The following is a 23,454-nucleotide window of genomic DNA, read 5'->3' as shown; positions in this document are numbered from 1 at the left end:
GCAGTCCGGTCAATTGCTTCGCCAACATCCTGTGTGGGCTGATTGCCTATTGCCACCAGCCGAAGAAGCCTGCTCTGAGATTAGATTGGGCTTTGTCTCCTGCGGCTTAACCATAACTGAGGTTAAAAAATGGGTATGGAGATACGGAATTAATTGTCGATGGAATGAAGAGCGGGTACTCGAAAATAAGGCTTTTTTGAATAAATTGATGTTTGTGTGTAGGTGAATGACAGTTGTGGTTTTGAGCAGGCTGTGCTGTAACGGCGATCGCCAATCTGGATAGAATCGCTAGCAAAAGATTGCCTGCCCAAAACCAGTTCATTCATGTCAATTCATCAAAGAAGAGCGATCGCCCGTTGCCCGCTACTCGTCGGACAATGAATCAACGAGCGACATGTAAGGGTGAACCTGCTCTTTCATTTGCTCAAAGTTGAAGCGATCGCCTTTTGCTGTATAAGCGGCATAAACCTGCCAAGTTAGCGCAATTATCGTTGAAACAACAAGCGAGGCCACAAAGCTCACCAGCAAATCCCCTCCAAATGGAATTGGCAACCAAGGGGAATAGTCGGGTTTGGGGAAGAATAATGCCCCAGCCGCAATTCCAGCAAGGCAACTAACCAGCGCAACCGTGCCTGTGATCTGGCGAGAGTATAGCCCAAGCAAAATGGGTATGAACGCTCCAGCACAAACCAAGTCGGCTAGTAGGAAGAGATACAAAACGTTGTACCCTTGAGCGGCGATCGCCACCGCAACAGAGCCGATCACAACCGTAAGCACTCGAGTAGCGCGCAAATGCCCAGCCGTTTGCATATGCGGCCACAACCTCACCAAATCGAGCGTAAACACACTGGTGATGCCGTTGAGCAACGTATCAACACTGCTCATGACCAACGCCAACGCCAAAATAAGAATTGCGATAAAGAACCAAAATGGAAGCTGGAGTTGTTGAATCAGCGAAAAGAATGTTTGATCGCTGTTAAAACCAAAATGCATTCCCAAAATGCCCAAACTACCTGCAACAAACAGCATGGGTAGAATAATCAGCGATGAAGCCAGAAACGCAGTGCGAACAGTTTGGTTATTGCGTGCAGCATAGATGCGTTGCCAGTTGCCTTGATTAAAAATTTCAGCAACCAGAACTGCAATAAATAACGTGGCTCCAAACTTGAGTCCGGGAAGATTGCTGAATGATAAAAGCTCGGGTGCATTTTGCTGAATAGGCTGCAATGCAGGGCCCAAGCCCCCAAGCGCCAAAATCGTAACCGTCAGGCTAATCAGCAGTAACGGCACAATCACCACAAACTGCACCATATCCGTGAAGATAGTGGTTGCTAAGCCGCCATAGGTTGTGTACACAAATGTCGCTGCCATAACGAGCAGGGCTGTCCATCCCAACGGCACGTCGGCCAAAATTTGCACAGCTTTGGCAATGCCCGTTAGCTCCGCTGTTAAATACACGAACATGTAGAACACAATAATGGCCAGCGTGAGCCCGTACATTTGCTGGCCAAATCGATACAAAACGAATTCGTTCAACGAGTGGCCATTGGGCATGAGTTGGCGAATGCGAGGCCCAATTTGAATAAACAGGGCGATCGGTGCTGCGGAACCAAGACAGTAGCCCAAAATGCCGGCAACTCCGCTGGTGGCACCAACCTCGGGAGGACTAAACAAGATCCAAACGCCCATGGCCGATGCTACCAGCGTGGCAAACGTCATCCAGTTCCCAAACTGGTTTCGGCTAGAAACAAACTCCTCCAGCGTGATGATGCGCTTGCTGGCATGTAAAAAACCAATGAGCGCAAAGGCTCCAGCCGTAACCAGGGTAATTAATAGAGCAACGGCTCCAATCGGCATAGCTTCCCTTCCTCAAAGCAAAATTAGAACGAGCGCAGTATCAAGGCTGCAGCTAAGGCTGCAATTAAGGCCGCAATCAAGCCTGTAGTGAAACTGCATGTGTTCTAGAAACGTTGGCCAGAGGTGGCGAGTGGTGTGTTGATGAGAGTCAATGGAATCTGATAGGTGAGGCGATCGCGCCAACAGCAAAAAAGCCAGAGCAGCACAAACCCGTGCAATATGCATAGGTTCTCTTACCTTTTGCTGAAATGAGAAGCCGCAACCAATCGTTCACTCCTCAACGAAAGAGTGCGGTTGCTTGCTACATGATGCGGACACCATTGCTTTAGAGTTAGCTCTAATCAATGCTTCCCTCCGCTGGTACTAACCAGACTCAGGTTCCAAGGGTATAATCTCAGCCCGATCGCTCAGGCACCCCTAGCTTGATGAATAGAATATCACTTTCGGTACAAGATTTTTGGCGATCGCCCTCAATCCACAATTCAAGTAAAAATTCGTAGCAACTCGTCGTATTTGTAACACCAAAACACGCTTCAAAAGACTTAACATAAAGGTTAATGAATGTAAAAGACACACCCAGCAAGATTTATGGCAGGATTTTTTGGCTTTCTCGGAAAGAAAAATGACCAGGCAGCTCCCACTGCCAAAGGTGAAAAAGTCCGCGCCTATTTCTTAGACGCAGACGATGCAAAAACCTACGGCAACATCGATTACATGAGAACGGCAAAAGCCGTCCGCCGCACATTTCCCAAAACCATTGGTAACGGCGGAGAGTTTGAGCAAACTGTTCAAGTCTCTTCTATGGGGGTTGTGAAGCCGGGCACCCCATCTATGAATGGATCTGCTCCTAGTGCGCCCACTTTCATCAATAGCACCACCAGCCAGCCGAGTGCTCCTGCCACTCAGTCTCAAGATCAAACCGCTGAGCGCCGTCGTACCGATACCAGCATGGACATGTTCCGCAACATGGCAAAAGATATTCGGAAGCGATAAATCGGCGTTTTAGCCAACAAATAACTGGTCTTAGGCCATCTAGCCAGCTCAAATTTGCAAAACTGGACCTCGTGGGCCTTTTCATCATGTGAAAAATCATGTGGGAAGGCTCACGAGGTCCCATTTATTGAGGAGAGCTTTTAGAGATCGAGCATAGAGATCAAACTCGGTTTATCAAGATGAAGCACAGGCCTGTTCCAATCTCTTCTGGGTGTGGGGTTGGGTTGTGAAATGATTGGTCGTGGTCTACCTGCAACCTACGTCCAAACCCGTTAAATGCTGTCCAGACTGACCAATCCTGGCTGGGAGGTTAAAGAGGCTGAGGCTTGATTCATTGCAACCTAAGACCTCCTGTATGAATCATTGCGTGGCGGAGGTGCGCAATGCTCCCTGCTTCAAACAGCCATTCGTGCAGGATGCCTCGGTGAACTGGGCGAGCGGCATAACTTTTTGGTGCTCAGGGATACATACGCCGATATGCATAAGTTTTGACTTAGTTGCAGAATAGTGAAAGTCCTTTTTTCGAAACAAGCCTTGAAATCTCAGCATCCTCTTCTTCGACTTCTGCACTATGGTCAGGTGTATCGCGTGCAAATGTGGCAGGCAATTACCTGCTCTATTTTGAATAAGATTTTTGACCTGGCTCCACCTTTGTTGATTGGTGCGGCTGTGGATGTAGTTGTGCAGCAGGAAAACTCTTGGCTAGCACAATTTGGTATTGAAGGTGTGACGCAGCAGCTTGGGGTCATCATCGCCGCGAGCATGGTGATTTGGAGTTTAGAGTCTTTGTTTGAATATGCCTATGCGCGGTTGTGGCGCAGCTTGGCGCAGCGTGTGCAGCACGACCTCCGGCTTGATGCCTACAGCCATATTCAAGAGCTGGAAATGGAATATTTTGAGAGCCAAAGCACGGGGCGGTTGATGTCGATTTTGAATGATGACATTAACCAACTGGAGCGCTTTTTAGACTTTGGCGCGAATGAGGTGCTGCAAGTTGCTGCTACGGTTGTGCTCATTGGTGGCATTTTCTTCTATCTAGCACCTGGTGTGGCGTGGTTGGCCATGTTGCCCATGCCGTTTATTTTGTGGGGATCGGTGGCATTTCAAAAACTGTTGGCTCCGCGTTATGCCGATGTGCGAGAAAAGGCCAGTTTGCTGAATGGCCGCTTGTCGAATAACTTTGGCGGCATTATGACGATTAAAAGCTTTGCCACCGAAGCTTATGAGATTGAGAGAATTCGGCATGAAAGTCAGGCCTATAGCCGCAGCAATGAACGGGCGATCGCGCTAAGTGCTGCGTTTGTGCCGCTTATCCGCATTTTGATTTTGTTGGGATTTGTTGCGACGCTATTTCTGGGTGGGTTGGCGGTAGTCAACGGCACTCTATCCGTGGGTAACTACAGTGTGCTGGTGTATTTGATTCAGCGATTGCTATGGCCGTTGACTCGGTTGGGCGAAACATTGGATCAGTATCAGCGGGCGATGGCTTCTACCAACCGTGTGCTGGATGTGTTGAATACGCCGCTCACGATTCACTCTGGTCGCGCTCCGTTGCCTGCGAATCGGGTAAGTGGCGAAATCGATCTTCAGAATATTCGCTTTGCTTACCGCGATCGCCAATCGGTAATTCATGACTTGTCGCTGCATATTCCTGCCGGAAAAACAATTGCGATTGTTGGCTCCACCGGATCTGGCAAAAGTACATTGGTGAAACTGCTGCTGCGACTGTATGAGGTTTCTGAAGGGCGCATCACGCTGGATGGGCAAGATATTCGCGAGATTCAGCTGCGGGATTTGCGGCGAGCAATTGGCTTGGTGAGCCAGGATGTGTTTCTGTTCCACGGTACGGTGTGGGAAAACATTACCTACGGCACCCCCGATGCCACGTTTAAGGAAGTGGTGGAAGCCGCAAAAATTGCTGAGGCTCATGAGTTTATTGAGCAGCTGCCCGATGGATACGATACGGTGGTGGGCGAGCGAGGCCAAAAACTATCAGGTGGGCAACGGCAGCGCCTGGCGATCGCCCGTGCTGTCCTCAAAAATCCACCGATCCTCATTCTGGATGAGGCTACTTCTGCCGTGGACAACGAGACGGAAGCGGCGATTCAGCGATCGCTGGAGCGCATTACCCAAAACCGCACTACCATTGCGATCGCCCATCGACTATCCACGATTCGTAATGCCGATCGCATTTACGTCATGGAGTACGGCAGGCTGATTGAGCAGGGTCGCCACGAAGACTTGCTTGCTGCAGACGGGGTATATGCTGGCCTATGGAAGGTGCAAATGGGGTTGAGAACTAAGCCCCATCCGTAGATAGTTGAGATGATTGGCCCTAGAGGTATTGCGGGCAGCCAACAACCTCAAACCTCTAGGACTCTGCCAAAGATGGCTAAGAGGATGTCTAGGAAGTCAAAAAATAGTCACCCTTTGGGAAGCGCAAAGCGCTACATCCCCTATCCCCTGCTCCCAGTTTTGGGAGCAGGGGAGATGCAAACCCTTTCCCTTCGCAAGTTTGGGAGGGGAGAATAACCAATGGTGGGACAATACCCGAAGCTTGAGGCACTTTTCAGACGTTCTCTAAGCCTGAACTTAAGGGATAAAGGGAAAGAAAATGCGTAAACCCTTGCGCAAAGACAACAGAAAAATGACCTCACGCACCTCAGGTGAGAGTTCTCCTGGGGCATTGAGGACGACCTGAATGGCTGCCTGCTGCTCAGCATACTCCTGAGCGGTAAGAGCCTCCCCATCAATTGGCGATCGCCCTTCCAAAATAATTTGAGTTCGCAGAACCTCTTCGGGGATGTCTTCTGGAGGGGGCAATGCGTGGCTGGGGGCGATCGCACCTAGGGCCGCCAAGCTGCTCAATCCCGCTAGCGCTGCTTGCTGCCACAACAGCCATCGGCTCTGAGTGAAAAGCCAGTCGTTCACTGCAATTTCTCCTGCGTGCTGCTTCTATCATGCCTTGTCAGCAAGCCCAGGGGGTAACGGTTCGCCACATAGATGATGAATATCGCGAATACGCTCAAACAACCAGGGGTGCTCGGTGCGGTAGTGGGGCAACAGGGCAAGTGGGCTAAGTAATGCAGCCGCAGTCAGATCAGCTACCGAAGGGCGATCGCCGACTAAATACCGATCAGACCAACGTTCCTGCAAAAATACCAAGGCATCGGCTAAGCGCTCTTTTGCCAAACGAACTCGCGCTTCTGTCATGCCGTATTGTCGGCGCACAACTTGAATAATGACTTGGCTGGTGAAGGAGGGATCGATCGCTTTGCCCTCTTTGGCTCGGTAGTCGTAATACACAAATCGGGTTGCGACACCGATGCTTTCATCTAGCCAATCTTCTAGCATTTTGACTTCATGCTTGAGCAAGTCGGTTGCTGGAAATAAAGGTGGATCTGGAAAGGTTTGTTCCAAATACTCAAAGATGTGGGTCGAGTCTGCGATCGCCTTGGAAGACTTTGAATGATTCAATAACAAAACAGGCACCGTAGTTGTGCCCGCTAGTGCTTTGATCTTTGGAATATGTAGTCCAGGAGTTAAATTTTCAATCTGAAATTCAGCGTTTTTATAATTCAGCGCTAGCCTAACTTTTCGACAGTAATGCGAGGTGCTGAACTGCAGTAATAACATGAATAGAGATGAAATGGAAAAAAAGTGAGTAGGCTAATTTCCCAAGCACAAAATTCAATCGTGTCTCAGGCGATCGCTCAAGATCAAATGCTTTAATAGCAAACGTCAACACGATAGCAATCGCTTGTAGAAACTAGCCTACAGATGAATGAATGCTAGGAAGCCATCAAAGAAAATGGACCCCAGACTCTAAATTCATGAGCAGAATCTATATTCTGGAGAATCATCAAAATTAAGGCGAAGGAGAAGCAGCGGGAGACTCAGCAGGAGCTTCAGCCGGAGGTGCTTCACCGCCACCACCTGCACAAGCACCCAACACGGTAACCAAACCCAAAGCCAACAACAAACCGATGGTTTTCTTCATAAGAGGTCTCCTTGTACAAATTGAAGCAAACTTTGAACGCAAGCTTCATCGTAAATTGCTTACTGAGTCTATAACAAAGACCCAATAGACTAACAAATATAATCTTCTTTTCATGAGAAGATTGTCAACTGTTTTATGTTTTTATGCAAAAACTCGGAGAATGATAAAAATATCCTTTGATTTAATTCCAAAGCAAGAAAAACGATCTCAATTTTAAGCTTGAGATAGTCTGGAATTTGAGTAAATTATGGATTTTATAGATTGAATCTAACTTGCTTCTCTGGGAAAAATGATTGAAAGGCGCTGTTAAAAATTTGCCGAAGCTCTATCTATTCAAGCACATACCTGGAATTATAAACGCGTAAAGTAAGAACTCTGTAAGTTATCTAGTTTTAAACCCTACTATTTCTACTTCAATAGTGCTCTCAAAATCATCTATTCTCGTATCCGATTGGTATGTGCCGCCTAGTCAGGAAAGACTTGTGTGGTTAAACGATGGCAGTCGCTTGAACTGTGAGAAATATAAAATTTGAAATAGCGTTCTTCTGTGTCGTTTTTGTGTCGTTTTTGTGTCAACTATCCTTTGGCAGGAGTTGAGAAGCGTAGAATTTCGGTCTGAGATGGGAGTTGGTAAGGTGTTCGCTTCCCTGCCATAGGTTCGCCAGTATGCTTTTGGAAAATACACTTTTGAGAGATATGAGTAGCGTGTGTCCCCATATCTCTCAAAAGTGTATGTAGCAGATGGGTTGTAGCGGGAGTAGCTCTACTGTGCGGGGGGCTACTCTGCAGGGGCTTCTGCGGGTGGTGGAGCATCAGTAGGCTGGGGGCCGCAGGCGCCTAAGAGTGCTGTGACGCTGAGCAGAACACATAGACTCATGAACTTGCGCATTTTTTTCCTCGTGATGAGGTGAAGGGATGGAGAACAGATGAGTCGCCGACGGGCTAAGTACAGTCGAGTGCGAGTGCGAGGTGAACTCTCGTTCAACCACAGTTCGTCGATCTGTGACTTCTTTGAGAAGAATACCGCTCTCTTTTTTCAGAAACCTCTGAAAAAAGAGAGGGATCCGAGGACCAATTTGCTCGTGAAGCTTGAATAAAATCTTCCTTTTGTTAGAGATTGGGGTATGCGATCGCCCATTTGTGCCCAAAAGTGATGCGCTATACCAACACTAGATTATCTCGATGTACAACGGTGGCCTCGCCTTCGTAGCCCAAAATTTGGGGAATTGCCTCGGAATGGTGTCCCCGAATTTGTTGCAGTTCGGTGCTGTTGTAGTTCACAATGCCTCGGGCAATTTCATTGCCATGCTGGTCGCAAATTTGCACGGCATCGCGACTTTGAAATTCACCCTCAACCTCTTTAATTCCTGCGGCTAAGAGCGACTTTCCGGCATCTCGAATGGCGGCCACGGCTCCTGAGTCAAGATAGAGTTTGCCAGCGGGAAGTAGACCGTGGGCAATCCATCGTTTACGTGCATTTTGAGGTTCGACCTCGGGAGCAAATTGAGTGCCAATCGGTTCGCCCATCAGGGCTTTTTCAATATTTTGGGGCGATCGCCCTTCGGTAATTACTGTGCGAACTCCAGCGACGGTGGCAATGCGAGCCGCTGCAATTTTGGTGACCATGCCCCCCGTGCCCCAACTGGTTCCGCGATCGCCCACATCCACATTCAGCGCCGTTAGCTTATCAATATCATCTACCAAGTTAATGGGTTGGGCGGTGGGATCGTAGCGCGGGTCGGCAGAATAGAGGCGATCCACATCCGTCAGCAAAAACAGCCAATCGGCCTCTACTAAACTGGCAACCTGGGCGGATAGGGTATCGTTATCGCCAAACTTCAGCTCTTCCACAGCCAGCGTGTCATTTTCGTTGACGATGGGAACCACGCCCAGCTTTAACAGTTGGCGAAATGTGCGATAGGCATTGACATAGCGACTGCGCTGCACCAAGTCGCTGCGCGTAATCAATACCTGGGCAATTGGCTGGTTCAGCGACGTAAAAAAGTCGTCGTAAACGCGCATGAGCCGACCTTGCCCCACCGCTGCTACGGCTTGTTTCATCGCGATTGTCCGAGGCCGCTCCTTAATGCCTAAGCGGGCACAGCCAATGCCGACCGCTCCAGATGACACCAAAACCACATCATGCCCCTGGCGGCGTAGCCCACACAGAGCTTCGACTAAGGCTGCAATCGTCGATAGGGCGAGGTACCCCGTTTGGGGATTGGTCAGACTCGATGTTCCAATTTTGACAACAATAGTTTGCGGCTTCATGCGCGACTTTAGCAAAGATGTAGCAGAACAGAAACGTGCCACACTCCAACATACCTCAATGCGAAAGCGCCAACCCTATATAAGTAAAGGTTGACGCTTCGCGAGTAATTCACCGGGATTTATGAGCTAGGGTCTTTATATTGGGTGACCCCATCTAACACTTACAAGGATGCCAGGAAATTTACGGATGCCAAATGTTTTTAATTTTTTCTTTAGATTTCGAAAGAGCAAGGAATATAACGGCTTTGTTGCATTTCGATACATTCATTTTTAGATACAGGATGCAGTGGGGGCGATCGCCCCCACTGCATCCTTGGCATACTCGTCAGCTAATCTCGCGACGTTTAAGAGAGTGAGTCTGTATCCACGCTTTGAAAGGGAGCGAGTGAGGCCCCCAAAGCTTTGGAGATGCGCACTTCGAGCGATCGCACGGGATATTTACGGTTGAGTTGGTTAGGATTGACCATCGGCTCTACCAAAATGGTAAACATGCCCAGTCGATTGCCTGCCAACACATCGGTAAACAGGCGATCGCCCACCATCGCAATGTGTTCAATCGGCAAATTCATGGAACTGGCGGCTTCCCGCAGTTTCTTGCGAGACGGTTTGCGAGCCCCTAGTAAATACGGCAACTGTAGGGCATTGGCAATTGAGCTAATGCGCGTACGACTGAGATTGTTGCTAACCAACCAAATCGAGGCGATCGGGCGAATCTCCTCCACCCATCCCTTCAATTCTTCCGACGCTTGGCTGATCGACATCGGAACTAACGTCTCATCAACATCCAAAATCAACCCTGCGAGACCATGTTGTTGAACGAGCTCCGGAGATAGGCTCAGAATCGGGCCACCCAAGACTAAATCCGGCTGTAACAATTTTCCCCAGGACATAATTTGCTGATGTGTATGTGTTTAGTTTTGCGAGTTTGCCGCTCCCTGCTGATTCGAGAGGTCAGCATCAACACGTCGCTTGGCCGATTCGTGCTCGGCTAGCGTGCGGCTAAAGATGTGAGTACCGTCGTAGCGTGCCATAAAGTAAAGGTAATCCGTATCGTCGGGATTGATAGATACCTCTAGGCTGGCAATTCCCGGTGCGGCAATTGGCGTTGGCGTCAAACCCGGGTTGATGTAGGTATTGTAAGGGGTTGGGGTTTCCACCTGGGCATAGGTTAGAGGTTTATCTACCGTTTGGCGCACGCCTAAACCGTACTCAACGGTTGGGTCTGCTCCCAAGGGCATACCCATTTCTAGCCGCTTAGCAAATACTGAAGCAATGGTGGGGCGCTCTTCATCGACAACAGCCTCTTTTTCCACAATGCTGGCCAATGTTACCCATTCCAGTAGGGAGTAGGGAGACTGATCCTGATTTTGCTGGTAGACCGGCAAAGCCACTTGCTCAAACTGAAGCAGCATTTGATCAACGATCGCCTGTGGAGAGATTTCACCCGATACTTGATACGTATCGGGAAATAGAAACCCCTCTAGCATCGGAATATTTTCTGGAAGCCAGGGAAAGCGATCGCGCGGAACGGTATTCGCCGCTGCCAAAAACTCCTCCGCTGTAAAGAACCCTTCTTCCTCGAAATAATCTCCCATTTGCTTGAGCGTCCATCCTTCGGGGATGGTAAAGCTCATTTCCACCACATCGCCCGACCAAATGCGATTGGCAATTTCTGGAAGAGATTCGCTGGGCGAAATTTCGTAAGTACCAGCTTGGTAGCTGCCGTTCCGCTGTTGCAAAGACTGCCAGCGAGTCCACACATCCCATGCGCGGTCAGAGCGAATTAACCCTGCAGATTCCAGGATTGCTCCAATTTCATCGGCTGTGCTGCCCTCAGGAATTGCAACCTGAATGGTTGAGTCGGAAGCAGAGGAGTCAGTCCCGATCGCACCCGGCGGTTCGGTTTCTGTAGGGGTGTTACTTGGAGCCGGAGCCGCCGCAACGGGGGCACTAGCCCAACTCCACCACCGCCAGCCCTGCCAACCAAACACCCCAATCACGAGGGGCAGCAACAACAGGTAGAAGAACCATTTTGAGAGTCTTTGTTTTGCAGTCATAGTTGATGGGGGAGATCTCGTAATGATGCGCGACAGCTACTCAAGTATCGTTGCAAGCCGCCTATTCGTCCAATGCGTCGAATAATTGCTCCTCAAGCTGCGATCGCACAGCCATAAATTCCTCAGGAGAGAGCAAATCGGCTCCACCCTGAGCATTGCGACGAGCAAAGAACAGTAGCGGGTCGAGCGGGGTGCAAATATCGTAAGCTTGCTCTTCGTGATAGAAGAACGTGATCCGCTGGAATTGTTCCGACTCAGCGCCATCTTCTTCTTCAGAAAGGTCAAGTGTGATCACCTCTTCTTCATCAATTTCGGGCAGGTCTCCTGCTGCGGTGAGGGTGAACGCAGTGCGCTTGAGGGTTAGGTCTTGCTCAGCTAGTACGGCCTTTGCTGTTTCAAACACCGAGTCAACCTCATCGTCGGCCAGGTCAACCAAGGTTTCCACTTCTTCGTCTTCGTCATCTACTGCCCAAGCAAAAATCTCAATGGGAGAATCCACTGGCAACAGCAGCATATATTCAGTGCCGTCCACTTCGAGGGCATGCTCAACATAGCAGAGCAGCGATCGCCCCTGTTCATCGGTTAGGGTTACTGTTGGGGCTTCCTCACCCATTCCCATATCGTTCATGTCTGAAAAATCTCTTCCTTTTCCTGCTTTGGTCATGCGCTTAACCTAATGAACAGCACTGCCGATGCCAGTACATCTTATGCAAATACAACAGGGGCAGATCGAGCCGAATGGCTACAAACCTATGAGTATAACTAAGACTAGTCATACTAGACAAAGTCTGTATCGTCTTTTAGAAATAAAAGCGAACGACTCACCCCAGAAGCGAAGCACCCTTGGATGGAGGTAAGGGCTTCAAGGCTGGATGACTCATCCGGTAGAAACCCAGCATTTAGACCTTTGACTACCTTGCAACGCAGAGGGCACGAAACAGAAGGCCAAGGCCGCATACAAAAATTTACAGCATTCCTGCCCCGTTCGGGAGCTTTGTCAGCTGTGCGATCGCTCTAACTGACAAGATTTTTCTTGCTGGCGTCGAGTATCTAGCCACTCTTGCAAAATCAGAGCAGCAGCCTTGCGATCAATCACGGCCTTTTGCCGAGAGGGCGATTGTCCTTCCTCAATCATCATTTGCTCCGCTTGAAAGGAGGTCAGCCGCTCATCCAAATATTCCACAGGCAGATCCAGCGCAGTCGATAGGCGCTTGGCCAGCTTTTGGGTTTGTTTGGCCTGGGCTCCAAGTCCCCCATCCGCGTTGTAGGGCATGCCAATTACCAGCAATTGCACCTGCCTCGCCGCTACCAGCTTCCGCAGCTGAGCCACATCCTGCTCAAACGAGCCGCGCTCAATTGTCATTAGCCCGGTTGCAATCAGGCCCGTGCCATCGCAGCCCGCAACCCCAATCCGCTTTCTGCCTATATCCAACCCCAAAACCGAAACCATGCCTAACTCGTGCTGATCGCTGATATTAGACCGTTGGTTCTGCATCGGGAGGCGAGCCCGCTGGCTTTTGGCGGGCTTCGTCAGCGTTCAGCCGCGGACCTGGGCGCGATCCAGAACTTCCTTCGCCTGGCTGAGCGTCGGTTTTACTCTGGAATGGCGACATGCGCAGTGGATCAATCATGGAAAAGCGGCTGGGCACAGGCTTGCGGTTGGTTTGCAAGCCTTGCAGCATTTCGGTAAGTTGTAACCCTTCGAGCGGACGAGTTTCCCGTACCTTGTGCCAGACTGAGCGAGAGAGCAACAGGCTGTGCTCGATGGGTTCTGCCCCCATGCTGTTGAGGTATTCTTCACGCTCTGGCTGATAATCTGTCGAGGTCACATGCAGAGCTTGGTCAGGATAGGCTTGCGCGGCGCGAGCCATCTGGCACACCAGCTCAGGATATAGCCAGGTGTACTCTGGATGCACGGTCAGATCCGCTGTATGGGGCTCGGAGCCGTTGCGGCAGAGCTGAAGGTGAAAGTGGCCAATGGCTGCTTTGCGCTGAGGCTCGAAGATATAGCCTCGCACCACTTCGGTACGCTCAAACCAGTGCTTGACACCCTTGGCAAATGAGGTGGTCATGCCAACCCGAAAATCGGGAACCGAGCGATCGAAGACCTGACGCACCGTTGGAGGCATGGAGAAGGTATCCAACTGGTGTAGCAGCACTGCATCTGAGTTACGCACAGGCAGTAGATTCGGCAGGTCGGGCTCATCGCTGGCTAAATGCTTTAAGGCTTCTGCCGAAATTGACCAGTAGGTCATTTGGGCGAGTGGCTGAAACCCATTTTGCCGGGATAGGCTAATGAGTTTGCTGTCGTTGACGTTAAGCTCAATGAGCCACGTGCGCGCTTCCAAAACATGCTGCAGACAGTAGCGAATGAGGTGAGAGCCTAAATCGACTGGCAACGCTTGCCCATTGGCGGCAGATTCGGGCGACCCCAGCACAATGCGATCGATGCGCCATGTACTGCCCGTACGGTTGAATGGCGAAACCTGAATGGCTCCACGGATGCGATCGCCTTTTTCGGCGACATAGGTGCAAAACATGTGCTGGAGCGGGTTGGGAAACCAGCTTAAACCCTTTACCAGGCCATACCAACGGCGGACATGGCGAAGGGGATGGGCCTGTCCATCGGATTCTTCTGCTCTTGCCGCTTGCAACAGCAGTTGCTCAATTTGCTCCAAATCACGACGTAGATAAGGGCGAATGTGGAGCTCTGACGTGTCGGGAGAAGTAGAAGTCATGATGGTTTGGCTACGGGGTAGCCAGCTAGGCTCAGTATCGTCTGCGCAGTACCAGACATATCCTACCAATCTAGCCCAATCTCTGCCATGATTCTGTCGTTCTATTGGTTAAAACTATGAAGATATTGGGAGACAGCTAGAACAGCGATAGAGTCCATGCTGGCTAGCTACCAACCCTAGGGAAGTTGAGTTGGTAGTGTTTCACCCATCATCCACAGGTCTAGACATTACCGCTGAGTTGGAGGCTAGGGAGACGGAATGGGCTGAGCCGTGCTTTGTGGCGATCGCGCCGTTGTGGCCGTTGGACGAATTAACACCACGGGGGTTTGCTCGTCAGCATTGCCCGCAGGGTTAGAAATCAGAGCCTGTTGCAGCAAATCTGGAGAGACATCGGCTGTAGCCGCCAATACCTTGACGGCTCGCAAATCGTTCACATCCACAATCGCCGCCGAAATACCCGTCTCACGTTTGATCTCATCCACCACCCGTTGCGGATCGTCTGGCCCCAGCACAATGAACTGATCGTAGGGAGGTAAAGTTCCGGTCACATCATCAATCAGTCGAGCTTGTTCTCCCGCCAGCTGATAGAACATGCCAGGTTGTCCCAAAAACTTTTTGGCAAATGCCCCAGCCACAAATGCTCCCAACACGCGCCATGGACCAACTAAGTCCACCAACGTTTGCATGCCGCAGGCGGTAGCCAAGCTAGAGGTGGGCAAAAAGTAGTAGCAAATGCGCTTGGCCAGCCAGCCTGGTTTCACCTCCGATGGGTGGCGGAACCGCTCTTGCATAATGGCGACTGGGGTTTCAGCGATCGCCACAATATCTCCTGGTTGAGCATGGGGGGCCACGTAGCGCTTGACCACCCCAGCGGGGGTATCCAAATGGGTGAGCAAGTGAGTCTTTACCGGCAAGAGATCCGCATTTGGAGTCGGTCTCCAACGGTTAGAATCCTCCGCCGAGGGAAACCGCAGAGGCACAACGACATGCCGGGTCTTTGGAACTCGGCCTTCGGGGCCGTAGGTCATGTAGGTAATTCGCACCCATGCAGCTTGCAACCCAGCTAATTCTCTGCCATAGATGTCGAGTGCAAGCTCCAAATTGGTCTTTTTGCCCACCTTGACAATGTAGCCAAACCAATATCCATCAGGGCGAGCGGGTGCATCGGCATGGCGAGGCGTAATTTGAATGTGGTGCGTAATGTCTTCCAAACTATCCTTCGACAGCAGCGTGACCTCTGCGGAAATCTCAGGCACCATAATTTCTAGCCGCTGCGTCTTGTTTTGCAGCTCAAGCTCGCCCACCAACCGATAGTGCTGTGGTTCGTAAGTTTCTAAATTCCAAGTTCCGGCGGTTAGCTGTAGTGCATTTCCGGGGCGACGACGATATTGATACTCAACAGCGCCGAGGCCTGCCAGGATCAGCACGCTCAGCCCTGTGACAAGTGTTCCAACAACCACGGCAACTCCAGCATAAATGAGATAATTCGGTGCTCAACATCGCAACCAGGCTCGTCAGATGTGGCCAGCCTTTCAGTTCTATGCGACCCCATCGGAATTGATCGCTCCGATTGCAAGGGGTAAGCAACTTAATAGAAACAGGGGATGGCGTTCTCTGCAACCCTGAAAGGAGATCTAAATCGGCAACGTACCCTCAATTTACAAACCTTATCAGTCTGAGATAGGATGCAGACACGATTGGTTGAAGTTTTATTAAGCGAACCTATCTGTCTTTCGGATGATTGAAGGATGTTCCAAGCTGTTTTGTTGAGAGTCCAGTTGTAGGAAGAGCAGTGTGTCGGCTTAGGAAGCGTTTCTCTAGGAGACAGCCGTATCCACCGTTAGACTCCAAATAGACTTGAGAGTTGGCTTCGCAGAGGAGATTTCCTGGCAGGCAGGCGGTATGGTTGGCACAATGACCAATCATCTCCGGTTAGGAGATTGCGATTTAGGTCGCAAGGATAGGTAGATAGATAGTCCTAAATTTTGAGTGGCGGGCTGGTTATGAGTCGATTGGCAAAAATTGAACAGGCGTGTGTGATTGGGCATTTAGTCGCTATGGCCTTTGGGTTGGCAGGGCTATTGTTGGTCATGCCCCATCCAGAATTTTTGGCGCATGTGCCTGGTGGGCAAACAATGTTCGCCTGGAGTATGGCGGGCGGCGGTGTTGTCTATATCCTGTTTGGGGCGATCGCTGTGGCGATGTATGCCTATCGCACCTTGGGCCTGGCCGGATTGATCAGCTTTGCGGTTGCGGCGATCGCCATCTCACTCACGAGTGAGCTGTTGGGTACCAGCACGGGCTTTCCCTTTGGAAATTATTCTTACCTCAGCGGGTTAGGCTACAAAATTGCGGGATTGGTGCCCTTCACAATTCCCCTGTCGTGGTTTTACTTGGGGTTGTGCTCCTTTGTGCTAGCCCGTGAGGGATTGCGCCGAGGTGGCCAAGCGCTCACGTTGGGGCAAAATTTGGGGGCGATCGCCCTGGGTGCGGTGCTGCTCACCTCGTGGGACTTTGTGCTAGACCCGGCCATGAGCCAAACTGCCATGCCCTTTTGGTACTGGCACGAGCCGGGTGCTTTCTTTGGGATGCCGTATCAAAACTTTGCCGGATGGTTTGGAACAGGGGTTGTATTTATGGCGATCGCCGCTGGGTTTTGGCGTCGTCGGGTGCCTGTGGTGCGCGGATCTCAGCTGAACTTGCCCATTGTGGTTTACCTCGGCAATATCGTATTTGCTACGGTGATGAGCTTGGGGGCTGGGTTTTGGGTGCCCGTTCTGCTGGGTATGGTGACGGGAGTATTTCCGGCAGTGGTGTGCTGGTGGGCCGCTCAAACCCCTGTCGCGCCGCCTCAAATCTCGTCCGAGACGGTTCTTGAGGCACCATTGCCGACTTCTGCTTCGATGTAGGCCCTCATGCAGCGTCACCACGATGGTTTGGGCTGAGTTCTGTAGCGATTGACCCTAAGCCGCAAAAGTGACTGCGCGCTAGGCAGCGCTTCACGCTTCTGAACTTGTGCATGTCTGAACTTGTAAATGATTGGGCGATTTTGTATGGGCGTTTCTGTACAAAATCGCCTAATCTGCCTGAAGAGGGCAGTGGTCCCTCTCCTTCAGGTTTTGATTTGCCCTATCATGCCAACTATCGCCAGGTTTGTTTACCGTGACCAGTGTTTCTGTGGAATTATGGCTGAGTGCGATCGCGCTGGTGCTTTTTGTTGGGCAGATTCCAGCGATCGCGCTTTGGCTAGCCCGACTGATGCAAGGCCCAACGCGTATGGCTCCGTTGCGGCCCAAGTATGCCAAGCCGCAGCACCTTGGCTCGGTGAGCGTGGTTGTGCCCACATTAAACGAAGCTCATCGCATTCAGCCCTGCTTGGATGGCTTAACTCGCCAGGGTAGTGAGTTGCGCGAAGTCCTGGTGGTGGATAGCAACTCGACCGATGGAACCGCAGATGTGGTGAAGGCGATGCAGCCCACAGATCCACGCTTTCGGGTGCTGACCGATGATCCCCTCCCTGCGGGCTGGGTGGGGCGGCCCTGGGCGCTACACTACGGCTTCTGCCACAGCGCCGAGGCTGGCCAATGGGTACTTGGCATTGATGCCGATACCCATCCTCAGCCGGGGCTGATTGCTAGCCTGCTGCATACGGCTGAGCAAGAGGGGTATGACCTGATTACTCTGGCTCCTCGCTTCATGCTAAAGGGCGCGGCAGAATGGTGGCTGCAACCCGCTCTGCTGATGACGCTGCTGTTTCGGTTTGGCCCTGCCGGAATTGCCTCTGACCAACCGGAGCGTGTCATGGCCAATGGGCAGTGTATGTTGATTCGGCGATCGCTGCTGGTGGATTTGGGTGGATATTCCCTAGCACGGCGCTCCTTTTGTGACGATGTCACCTTGGCGCGATGTGCCGCAAGCCAGGGGGCAAAAGTTGGCTTTTTGGATGGCTCACGTTTGTTGTCGGTGCGGATGTATGAGGGCGCAGCTGAAGTGTGGAAAGAGTGGGGGCGATCGCTCGATCTGAAGGATGCGTGCACCCCGGCGCAGACCTGGGGCGATTTTGGGTACCTGTTGGCGGTGCAAGCGTTGCCCTGGCTTATGACAATTTTGGGGGCGATCGCGCTGGGGTTGGGGTATCATAACCCGGTTGTATATGCTGCTACGGCAACCAATGGTGGGCTGATTCTGATCCGATTTGCGCTGTTGATTGCCATTCTGCCGTCCTATCATGTGGGGACAAGATCTGGCTTTTGGGCATTTTGGTTATCGCCACTGGCCGATGTTGCAGCGGTGTGGCGCATTTTTCTATCCTCGGTGCGTACCCCCACCCAATGGCGAGGACGCACCTATTCCCCCTCAATAGTGCATGGTGAGTAACATTCCGTCCGTATGGTTAGGGCTGATTGGCAGCACCATTGCTGGTTTGGGAACCGGCTTAGGCGCATTACCCATCTTCCTGGTCAATCGAATTTCGCCCAACTCACAAGGAGTGATGTTGGGGTTTGGAGCGGGAGTGATGCTGGCCGCGACGGCCTTTTCGCTCGTCATTCCAGGGCTAGATGCCGTGACAGAGCAGGGTGGTGGCAATGTAGCGGCGGCGTTTTTGGTGTCGCTCGGCATTATGTTGGGTGGCGTGTTTTTGTGGTTGAGCCATCGCTACTTTCCCCATGAGCATTTTTTCAAGGGACGCGAGGGCCAGCATACGGCAAGGCTAAAGCAGGTTTGGCTATTCATCATGGCGATCGCCATTCACAACTTTCCTGAAGGGCTGGCCGTTGGCGTTGGGTTTGGGGGGGATGATATTGGTAATGCTGTATCGTTAGCGGCAGGAATCGGCCTGCAAAATATGCCCGAAGGTCTGGTAGTGGCGCTGTCGCTGCGGGCCGAAAAGTACAGCAAACGCGATGCTTTTTTGATTAGCTTAGTAACGGGGTTGGTGGAGCCGATTGGCGGCGTGTTGGGATCGGTTGCTGTATCGCTGTTTCGCCCGATTTTGCCGATTGCCATGGGGTTTGCCGCTGGAGCAATGTTGTTTGTGATCAGCGATGAAATTATTCCTGAATCGCATCGCCTGGGTTACGAAAAAGCGGCTACTGCGGGGGTGATGGTGGGCTTTGTGCTCATGATGATTTTGGACGTGACAATTGGTTAGGAGGAGGGGTGCGGTGGGCGATCGCCCTCGGTGGGGCTAGCCTGTTGGGGCAACTGTACGACAAACGTAGTTTCTCCGGGGCTACTTTCCACCCAAATGCGACCCTGAAGTTGCTCTACCATTTTTTTCACCAGAGCCAACCCCAGGCCAGTGCCCTCATGTTTCCAGGGATCGCTGCTGGGAATGCGGTAGAACTTTTCAAAAATGCGATCGCGCTCGGTGGCAGGCACTTCGCTGCCGGTATTGCTAATCCGAATTTCGATGCCTGAGGGTAACGCATGAGCCGCAATAGTAATATCGCCCTGGCTAGGAGTGTATTTGCTGGCATTGGTCAGCAGTTCGCTCAGGATGCGTTCCAAATAGGAGAGATCGGTGGTGAGCAGGGGGAGAACCGGGGGCACCACCAAATGAAGCTGCTGTTGGCGGCTTTGTAGGCGATCGCCAAAGACTTCGGCGATCGCTGGAATCCAATCGCTGAGCTGAAGCGAGGTTAGCCATAGCGGCTCCACATCCGCATCCAGCCGCGAGAGATCCAGCAGATCGTTAATCAGCGTAATTTCGCGCTGGCCCTCATCTCGCAAAATTCGTAGATACCGCTTGATATCGAGGCGAATGGCTGGCAACTGGGTACTGGTTTGCAGTTGTTCGAAGGCCATTTCCAGCATTTGAGTTGCAATTTTAATATTGGACATGGGGGTGCGTAGCTCGTGCGACACCGTACTCAAAAAGTCGTCTTTGAGCTGGTTGAGGCGCGCGAGTTCCTGCACTTGGGCTTGGGCTGCCTCGTAGAGACGAGCCTGCCGTAGCGCGATCGCACATTGGTTGGCCACTTGTTGCACTAACCGAATATCTTGATGGTTGAATGCATGGAAGCTGGGGCTAATGAGCCACAAATCGCCCATCACCCCCTGGTCATCGCGAATAGGACAGACCAGCATGGCGACGCGATCGCGCTGGGGATGGTACAGCGTAGAGCAAAACTGAAAATACTCTCCTCGCATCAGCGGCGCGTAAATTTCGGGAAAGGCCGACATAGACGAGACCCGCCCCTTTGACGGAGCCAGCTCTGTGGTGTACTCGTAGCAAATGGTAGAAATGTCTCGTTCTAGATCAAACAGGGCCGCATTGCAGCACAGTACGCCCATTCCTAACGCCAGTTCCTGCACCGCCGTTTGCAAAATTTGGTGCTCATCCAGGCTGTCGCGCACTCGATCGGTAATGCGCTTGAGAGTTGCTTCAAAGTCGTAGGCAAGCTGTAGTTCGGCGGTTCTGGCTCGCACTTGGCGCTCCAGGTTGATGTTGAGATGCTGTACCTGGGCATATAGCTCCGATCGCTGGATGGCGATCGCCAGCTGGTTTGCCAAAATGGAACCTAGTTCTATCTCGGTCGATTGCCAAAGATAGGGCCGCCCGGCATGGCGCAGTCCTAAAATACCCCACAGCCCATCATCCACCCATAGGGGAATCATCAGCCATGCCCCAGAATAGCGCTTTAAGAAGGCACAAATTTCATTATGGTCTACGGCGTCTACATCGGTAAGGGCATAGGTATTGCCTTGTTGCAACTGCTCAGCCATGGGACTGTGGCAATCACGGATTTCGACCCCCAAAATGCTGCGCAGCCCTGGCTTGCGGCGATAGTCGGCCATGCCTTGCCAGCGCTCTTGTAAGGGCAACCGCTGAAAGATCATGACTTGATCAACTTGCAGCAGGGATGAAATTTCCTGCGTCGCACGGGAAAAGATGGTGTTCAGTTCCAGTGGCTCTCGAATCATTTGAATCACGCGGTTGAGCGCTTGTTCGCGCTTGGCCCACTGGCGTAATCGATCTTCAAGATGCTTGCGCCCAGTGGTATCGCTAACAATGACAAGCATGCCAACGATGGTGTTGGCGGCGTCGCGCAGCGGATTGAACTGAAGGCCCAACCAGCCAGCCTTTTGAGTTTCGGGCAGGTGAAAAGCGCGATCGGCGGCGTGAATGGTTTCGCCTGCAAGAACGCGATTGAGGATTTCTTCGCCGGTTTCGTCGTACAAAAAGGGGAATCGATCTTGCAGCGTTTTGCCCAGCACTTCGTTTGCAGGAATGCCCAGCATCTGCTCCATAAAGCTGTTCCACAGGCGGCAGCAAAACTGGCGATCGTATACGATGATGCCCTGAGTAATGCTGGACAGGATGGTTTGTCCGAGCTGGGTGCGATCGCTCAACAAATCAGGGAAGGGTGGATGTCGCTCGGTTGCCTCTGAAATGTGAGTGCTTTCGCAGTTGTGAGGAGATGGGGAACCGTCGAGGGAGCTGAGGCGACTGAGTTGTAGCGTTGCCTCCGCCAGTGCCTGGTATAAAGCCGAGGTTTGGTTGGAGTAGGGAACGATCGCTTCGGCATGTCGCACAAGCGCGTGCAGCTGCTGTTGCAGAGCGTCAATTCTGCACGCCAGCACCTGATGTTCCGCTAACTGCTCATCCATACCCATATCTTCTACCCATTTGCGCTGCAATGGAGTTCATTGCGCAGAAAGGTAATGCGTTCAGTTTGCCCTAACCAGAGAGTGAAGCGCGATCGCTTAACATTCCTGTTGCAAATGGGCCTAACCGAGGATTGGCTGTATCAATCTCATGCGATCTCATGCGATCGCGACGGTCACTCGGGTTTTGCATCATCTTAGAAGCTCCTCAAATGTATCGAATAGCGCTAGGCTTGCTGATTTGGGATGGGATTTTGAGAGAACCCCGGCTCAGCAAGAATCCTCAAAAAATACGTGTCCCTACGAACTTGGCAATTGCGATATCTCCAGAATGCCCCGAATGTCAAGCGAGCAATGACCTGAACGAGTCAAGCTTCCTTCAGAACCTCTTACCATGCCGCAACAGAGGCATCAGGGCGATTGTGACCTGTTGTGATGAAGGCGGGCTGCACCCTGAAGTGAGGGCCAACCAACGACTGCTGGTTCGCATAACCCAAAAACGGTGCGCAAAAGAACGGTTTCCGCCACCCTTCTACCCCATCTACAGGTCTAAATCAGCCAGGACTTACGCAGTTGAATGATGTTTGGGGCGCTCTTTTTGCAGGATCTCTTGGCAGGACATCACACCCGCTTTGGGCTGCGGTACTGTCAACAGGTCAGCTAAGGTCAGGCTTCACTACGCTACTTGAGGCTCACAAATGTCACCAGCCAGGGCAAGTTCTTGAGCTTCTGTTTCGCGAATGGCTTGCATTATCACAGCTTGACTGTCGAGACCCTGCTCATAGAGCTTAAGCCATCGTTGTGCTTCGTTGCCTTCCCTCAAGATTTTTTTAACTGGTTGCAAAAAGCAGCCAAACCCAGCCTGTTTTACCGTAGGGCTCACTTCCTGCAAAAGCGATTCTATCCAGGTGCGAGCGGTTATTGATTCGCCAGTTTGCCAGTGGGTTAGCTCGGCATCGAGGCTATGGTGGGCGGCGGCGGCTTCGTTGCGATCGGTCAGTTCCACCAAGGCATCGGCAGCAATCTTGCTGGTGAGGAGAGGATCGAGGGTTGGATCCTGCAAGATTTGCAGGACTCGGGCTTCTAGCAATGCGCAAATGGCTAGTAGGGCAATGGGATCAGACACTAAATCACAAATGCGAAGCTCTAGCCGATTCAAATTATAGGGACGGCGATCGCCATTGGGACGGACGGAACTCCATAAATGGCGAACATTTTGCATCGTGCCCTTGACGAGTTGCTCTTCGGTCCACGCAATGTAGTGGGCATGGCTGGTAAACAGGGGCACATGGGCCGGAGTTTTGGGAAAAACGCTCCAACGGGTAGAATGTTTGCCTGTTGGCTGACCATCCAAAAAGGGAGAAGCTGCACTTAAGGCGAGGTAAAGCGGGGCTTCGAGCCGAACCAGCCGACAGGCCCGCATCAAGGCTTCGGGCTCTTCAATCCCAATGTTGATGTGAACGCTGGCCGTGACGACTGTAGTGCCATAGGTGCGCTCAATGTAGCTGTGGTAGGGATTTTCGGGATCGGAGCGATAGAAGCGATCGCTTCCACTCAGGGCCAGCGTACTGCCCGGAATCAAGGTGTAATCCCCCAGTTGTTTCAGGTATTGGCGGAGCCGAGTTCGTGGGCGGACTAGCTCACACAACAGACGCTCATACCGATAGAGCGGAGGCGTCGTGTATTCTACGTTGCGTGTGTCAGGCTCCCGCACAAAGCCATCCAGGTTTTTCACAATCTGATCCGAAAAGCCAACAATCTCCCCCTGGGAGGTGCCGGTGTAGATCTCGATTTCAAACCCTTTCGACAGCATTGCCTACGTCCTCAATAATCGTGAGCGATGGGGGATAAAACTGCGGATGAAGCAGCGATCGCCACTTCTATTCAACTCAATTCACCCAAGCGGTTGATCACAGCTCTGTAAGCG

19 protein-coding genes, 1 pseudogene and 1 riboswitch are annotated in these 23,454 nt (G+C 51.7%); of the genes and pseudogenes, 6 read left to right on the top strand and 14 right to left on the bottom strand.

Going from position 1 to position 23,454, the window contains the following annotated elements; genetic code table 11:
- Window positions 1–110: pseudogene (locus tag ACQ4M4_RS24115) on the top strand (IS982 family transposase); the annotation flags it as partial.
- Window positions 111–363: 253 nt separating this feature from the next.
- Here the strand turns inward: ACQ4M4_RS24115 and ACQ4M4_RS24110 are convergent.
- Entirely contained in the window at window positions 364–1,857 is a 1,494-nt protein-coding gene (locus ACQ4M4_RS24110) for a sodium:solute symporter family transporter (RefSeq protein ID WP_430687027.1), read from the bottom strand.
- A 332-nt stretch (window positions 1,858–2,189) separates the two neighbouring features.
- A riboswitch (TPP riboswitch) is annotated at window positions 2,190–2,286 on the bottom strand.
- Between the two features lie 159 nt (window positions 2,287–2,445).
- On the opposite strand from ACQ4M4_RS24110, the gene ACQ4M4_RS24105 reads away from it, so the two are divergent.
- Together ACQ4M4_RS24105 and ACQ4M4_RS24100 are read left to right on the top strand one after the other, a co-directional pair.
- Complete coding sequence (locus ACQ4M4_RS24105) at window positions 2,446–2,850, top strand: hypothetical protein (RefSeq protein WP_430687026.1); 405 nt, start codon at window positions 2,446–2,448, stop codon at window positions 2,848–2,850.
- Between the two features lie 534 nt (window positions 2,851–3,384).
- Complete coding sequence (locus ACQ4M4_RS24100) at window positions 3,385–5,166, top strand: ABC transporter ATP-binding protein (protein ID WP_430687025.1); 1,782 nt, start codon at window positions 3,385–3,387, stop codon at window positions 5,164–5,166.
- 276 nt (window positions 5,167–5,442) lie between these two features.
- Here ACQ4M4_RS24100 and ACQ4M4_RS24095 read toward each other — a convergent pair whose 3' ends face one another.
- The 10 genes from ACQ4M4_RS24095 to ACQ4M4_RS24050 all read right to left on the bottom strand — a co-directional run bounded on the left by ACQ4M4_RS24095 (window position 5,443) and on the right by ACQ4M4_RS24050 (window position 15,376).
- Window positions 5,443–5,781 carry a hypothetical protein gene (locus ACQ4M4_RS24095; RefSeq protein ID WP_430687024.1) on the bottom strand — a complete coding sequence of 113 codons (339 nt, stop codon included), beginning with the start codon at window positions 5,779–5,781 and terminating at the stop codon, window positions 5,443–5,445.
- 27 nt (window positions 5,782–5,808) lie between these two features.
- The gene (locus ACQ4M4_RS24090) at window positions 5,809–6,486 is read right to left on the bottom strand and encodes a glutathione S-transferase family protein (protein WP_430687023.1); all 678 of its coding nucleotides are present in this window, start codon (window positions 6,484–6,486) and stop codon (window positions 5,809–5,811) included.
- A gap of 232 nt (window positions 6,487–6,718) precedes the next feature.
- Window positions 6,719–6,850, bottom strand: coding sequence for a hypothetical protein (locus tag ACQ4M4_RS24085; protein ID WP_430687022.1), 132 nt, complete (start codon window positions 6,848–6,850; stop codon window positions 6,719–6,721).
- A gap of 1,158 nt (window positions 6,851–8,008) precedes the next feature.
- A complete protein-coding gene (gene proB / locus ACQ4M4_RS24080; protein ID WP_430687021.1) occupies window positions 8,009–9,121 on the bottom strand; it encodes a glutamate 5-kinase in 1,113 nt (370 codons plus the stop codon).
- Between the two features lie 344 nt (window positions 9,122–9,465).
- Window positions 9,466–10,011 carry a YqeG family HAD IIIA-type phosphatase gene (locus ACQ4M4_RS24075; protein ID WP_430687020.1) on the bottom strand — a complete coding sequence of 182 codons (546 nt, stop codon included), beginning with the start codon at window positions 10,009–10,011 and terminating at the stop codon, window positions 9,466–9,468.
- A 21-nt stretch (window positions 10,012–10,032) separates the two neighbouring features.
- Window positions 10,033–11,178, bottom strand: coding sequence for an endolytic transglycosylase MltG (gene mltG, locus ACQ4M4_RS24070; protein WP_430687019.1), 1,146 nt, complete (start codon window positions 11,176–11,178; stop codon window positions 10,033–10,035).
- Between the two features lie 61 nt (window positions 11,179–11,239).
- Window positions 11,240–11,842, bottom strand: a complete 603-nt coding sequence (locus ACQ4M4_RS24065; RefSeq protein WP_430687018.1) for a DUF3727 domain-containing protein — start codon at window positions 11,840–11,842, stop codon at window positions 11,240–11,242.
- Between the two features lie 333 nt (window positions 11,843–12,175).
- Window positions 12,176–12,628, bottom strand: coding sequence for a Holliday junction resolvase RuvX (gene ruvX, locus ACQ4M4_RS24060; protein WP_430687017.1), 453 nt, complete (start codon window positions 12,626–12,628; stop codon window positions 12,176–12,178).
- Window positions 12,629–12,653: 25 nt separating this feature from the next.
- Window positions 12,654–13,916, bottom strand: a complete 1,263-nt coding sequence (locus ACQ4M4_RS24055; RefSeq protein ID WP_430687016.1) for a GNAT family N-acetyltransferase — start codon at window positions 13,914–13,916, stop codon at window positions 12,654–12,656.
- A gap of 245 nt (window positions 13,917–14,161) precedes the next feature.
- Window positions 14,162–15,376 (bottom strand): F420-0:Gamma-glutamyl ligase, encoded by a 1,215-nt coding sequence (locus tag ACQ4M4_RS24050; protein ID WP_430687015.1) that lies wholly within the window; start codon window positions 15,374–15,376, stop codon window positions 14,162–14,164.
- Between the two features lie 543 nt (window positions 15,377–15,919).
- On the opposite strand from ACQ4M4_RS24050, the gene cruF reads away from it, so the two are divergent.
- The 3 genes from cruF (at window position 15,920) to ACQ4M4_RS24035 (ending at window position 19,068) form a co-directional block, all read left to right on the top strand.
- Window positions 15,920–16,825: a gamma-carotene 1'-hydroxylase CruF gene (gene cruF / locus ACQ4M4_RS24045; protein ID WP_430687014.1), complete on the top strand. Its 906-nt coding sequence runs from the start codon at window positions 15,920–15,922 to the stop codon at window positions 16,823–16,825.
- Between the two features lie 253 nt (window positions 16,826–17,078).
- Window positions 17,079–18,293, top strand: a complete 1,215-nt coding sequence (cruG, locus tag ACQ4M4_RS24040; RefSeq protein WP_430687013.1) for a 2'-O-glycosyltransferase CruG — start codon at window positions 17,079–17,081, stop codon at window positions 18,291–18,293.
- Window positions 18,283–19,068, top strand: a complete 786-nt coding sequence (locus tag ACQ4M4_RS24035; protein ID WP_430687012.1) for a ZIP family metal transporter — start codon at window positions 18,283–18,285, stop codon at window positions 19,066–19,068. The genes cruG and ACQ4M4_RS24035 overlap by 11 nt, the downstream gene beginning before the upstream one ends.
- Here ACQ4M4_RS24035 and ACQ4M4_RS24030 read toward each other — a convergent pair.
- From ACQ4M4_RS24030 to gshA, 3 genes are all read right to left on the bottom strand, one after another.
- Window positions 19,065–21,530 (bottom strand): ATP-binding protein, encoded by a 2,466-nt coding sequence (locus ACQ4M4_RS24030; protein ID WP_430687011.1) that lies wholly within the window; start codon window positions 21,528–21,530, stop codon window positions 19,065–19,067. The genes ACQ4M4_RS24035 and ACQ4M4_RS24030 overlap by 4 nt on opposite strands.
- 70 nt (window positions 21,531–21,600) lie before the next feature.
- Window positions 21,601–21,723, bottom strand: a complete 123-nt coding sequence (locus ACQ4M4_RS24025; protein ID WP_430687010.1) for a hypothetical protein — start codon at window positions 21,721–21,723, stop codon at window positions 21,601–21,603.
- A gap of 480 nt (window positions 21,724–22,203) precedes the next feature.
- Window positions 22,204–23,340: a glutamate--cysteine ligase gene (gene gshA / locus ACQ4M4_RS24020; protein WP_430687009.1), complete on the bottom strand. Its 1,137-nt coding sequence runs from the start codon at window positions 23,338–23,340 to the stop codon at window positions 22,204–22,206.
- Window positions 23,341–23,454 lie beyond the last annotated feature (114 nt).

Origin of the sequence: Leptolyngbya sp. AN02str (assembly GCF_050565595.1) — a bacterium.
GTDB lineage: Bacteria > Cyanobacteriota > Cyanobacteriia > Elainellales > Elainellaceae > Kaiparowitsia.
Note: the sequence above shows the minus strand (reverse complement) of the source record. Positions and strands in the feature narration are given on the sequence as shown.

Bases quoted from the DNA above. Each gene is read 5' to 3' on its own strand.
- ruvX (WP_430687017.1), bottom strand. From the start codon at position 12,628: ATGGTTTCGGTTTTGGGGTTGGATATAGGCAGAAAGCGGATTGGGGTT.
- ACQ4M4_RS24055 (WP_430687016.1), bottom strand. From the start codon at position 13,916: ATGACTTCTACTTCTCCCGACACGTCAGAGCTCCACATTCGCCCTTAT.
- proB (WP_430687021.1), bottom strand. From the start codon at position 9,121: ATGAAGCCGCAAACTATTGTTGTCAAAATTGGAACATCGAGTCTGACC.
- ACQ4M4_RS24065 (WP_430687018.1), bottom strand. From the start codon at position 11,842: ATGACCAAAGCAGGAAAAGGAAGAGATTTTTCAGACATGAACGATATG.
- ACQ4M4_RS24105 (WP_430687026.1), top strand. From the start codon at position 2,446: ATGGCAGGATTTTTTGGCTTTCTCGGAAAGAAAAATGACCAGGCAGCT.
- ACQ4M4_RS24035 (WP_430687012.1), top strand. From the start codon at position 18,283: ATGGTGAGTAACATTCCGTCCGTATGGTTAGGGCTGATTGGCAGCACC.
- ACQ4M4_RS24090 (WP_430687023.1), bottom strand. From the start codon at position 6,486: ATGTTATTACTGCAGTTCAGCACCTCGCATTACTGTCGAAAAGTTAGG.
- ACQ4M4_RS24075 (WP_430687020.1), bottom strand. From the start codon at position 10,011: ATGTCCTGGGGAAAATTGTTACAGCCGGATTTAGTCTTGGGTGGCCCG.
- ACQ4M4_RS24110 (WP_430687027.1), bottom strand. From the start codon at position 1,857: ATGCCGATTGGAGCCGTTGCTCTATTAATTACCCTGGTTACGGCTGGA.
- cruF (WP_430687014.1), top strand. From the start codon at position 15,920: ATGAGTCGATTGGCAAAAATTGAACAGGCGTGTGTGATTGGGCATTTA.
- ACQ4M4_RS24025 (WP_430687010.1), bottom strand. From the start codon at position 21,723: ATGATGCAAAACCCGAGTGACCGTCGCGATCGCATGAGATCGCATGAG.
- mltG (WP_430687019.1), bottom strand. From the start codon at position 11,178: ATGACTGCAAAACAAAGACTCTCAAAATGGTTCTTCTACCTGTTGTTG.
- ACQ4M4_RS24030 (WP_430687011.1), bottom strand. From the start codon at position 21,530: ATGGATGAGCAGTTAGCGGAACATCAGGTGCTGGCGTGCAGAATTGAC.
- ACQ4M4_RS24085 (WP_430687022.1), bottom strand. From the start codon at position 6,850: ATGAAGAAAACCATCGGTTTGTTGTTGGCTTTGGGTTTGGTTACCGTG.
- gshA (WP_430687009.1), bottom strand. From the start codon at position 23,340: ATGCTGTCGAAAGGGTTTGAAATCGAGATCTACACCGGCACCTCCCAG.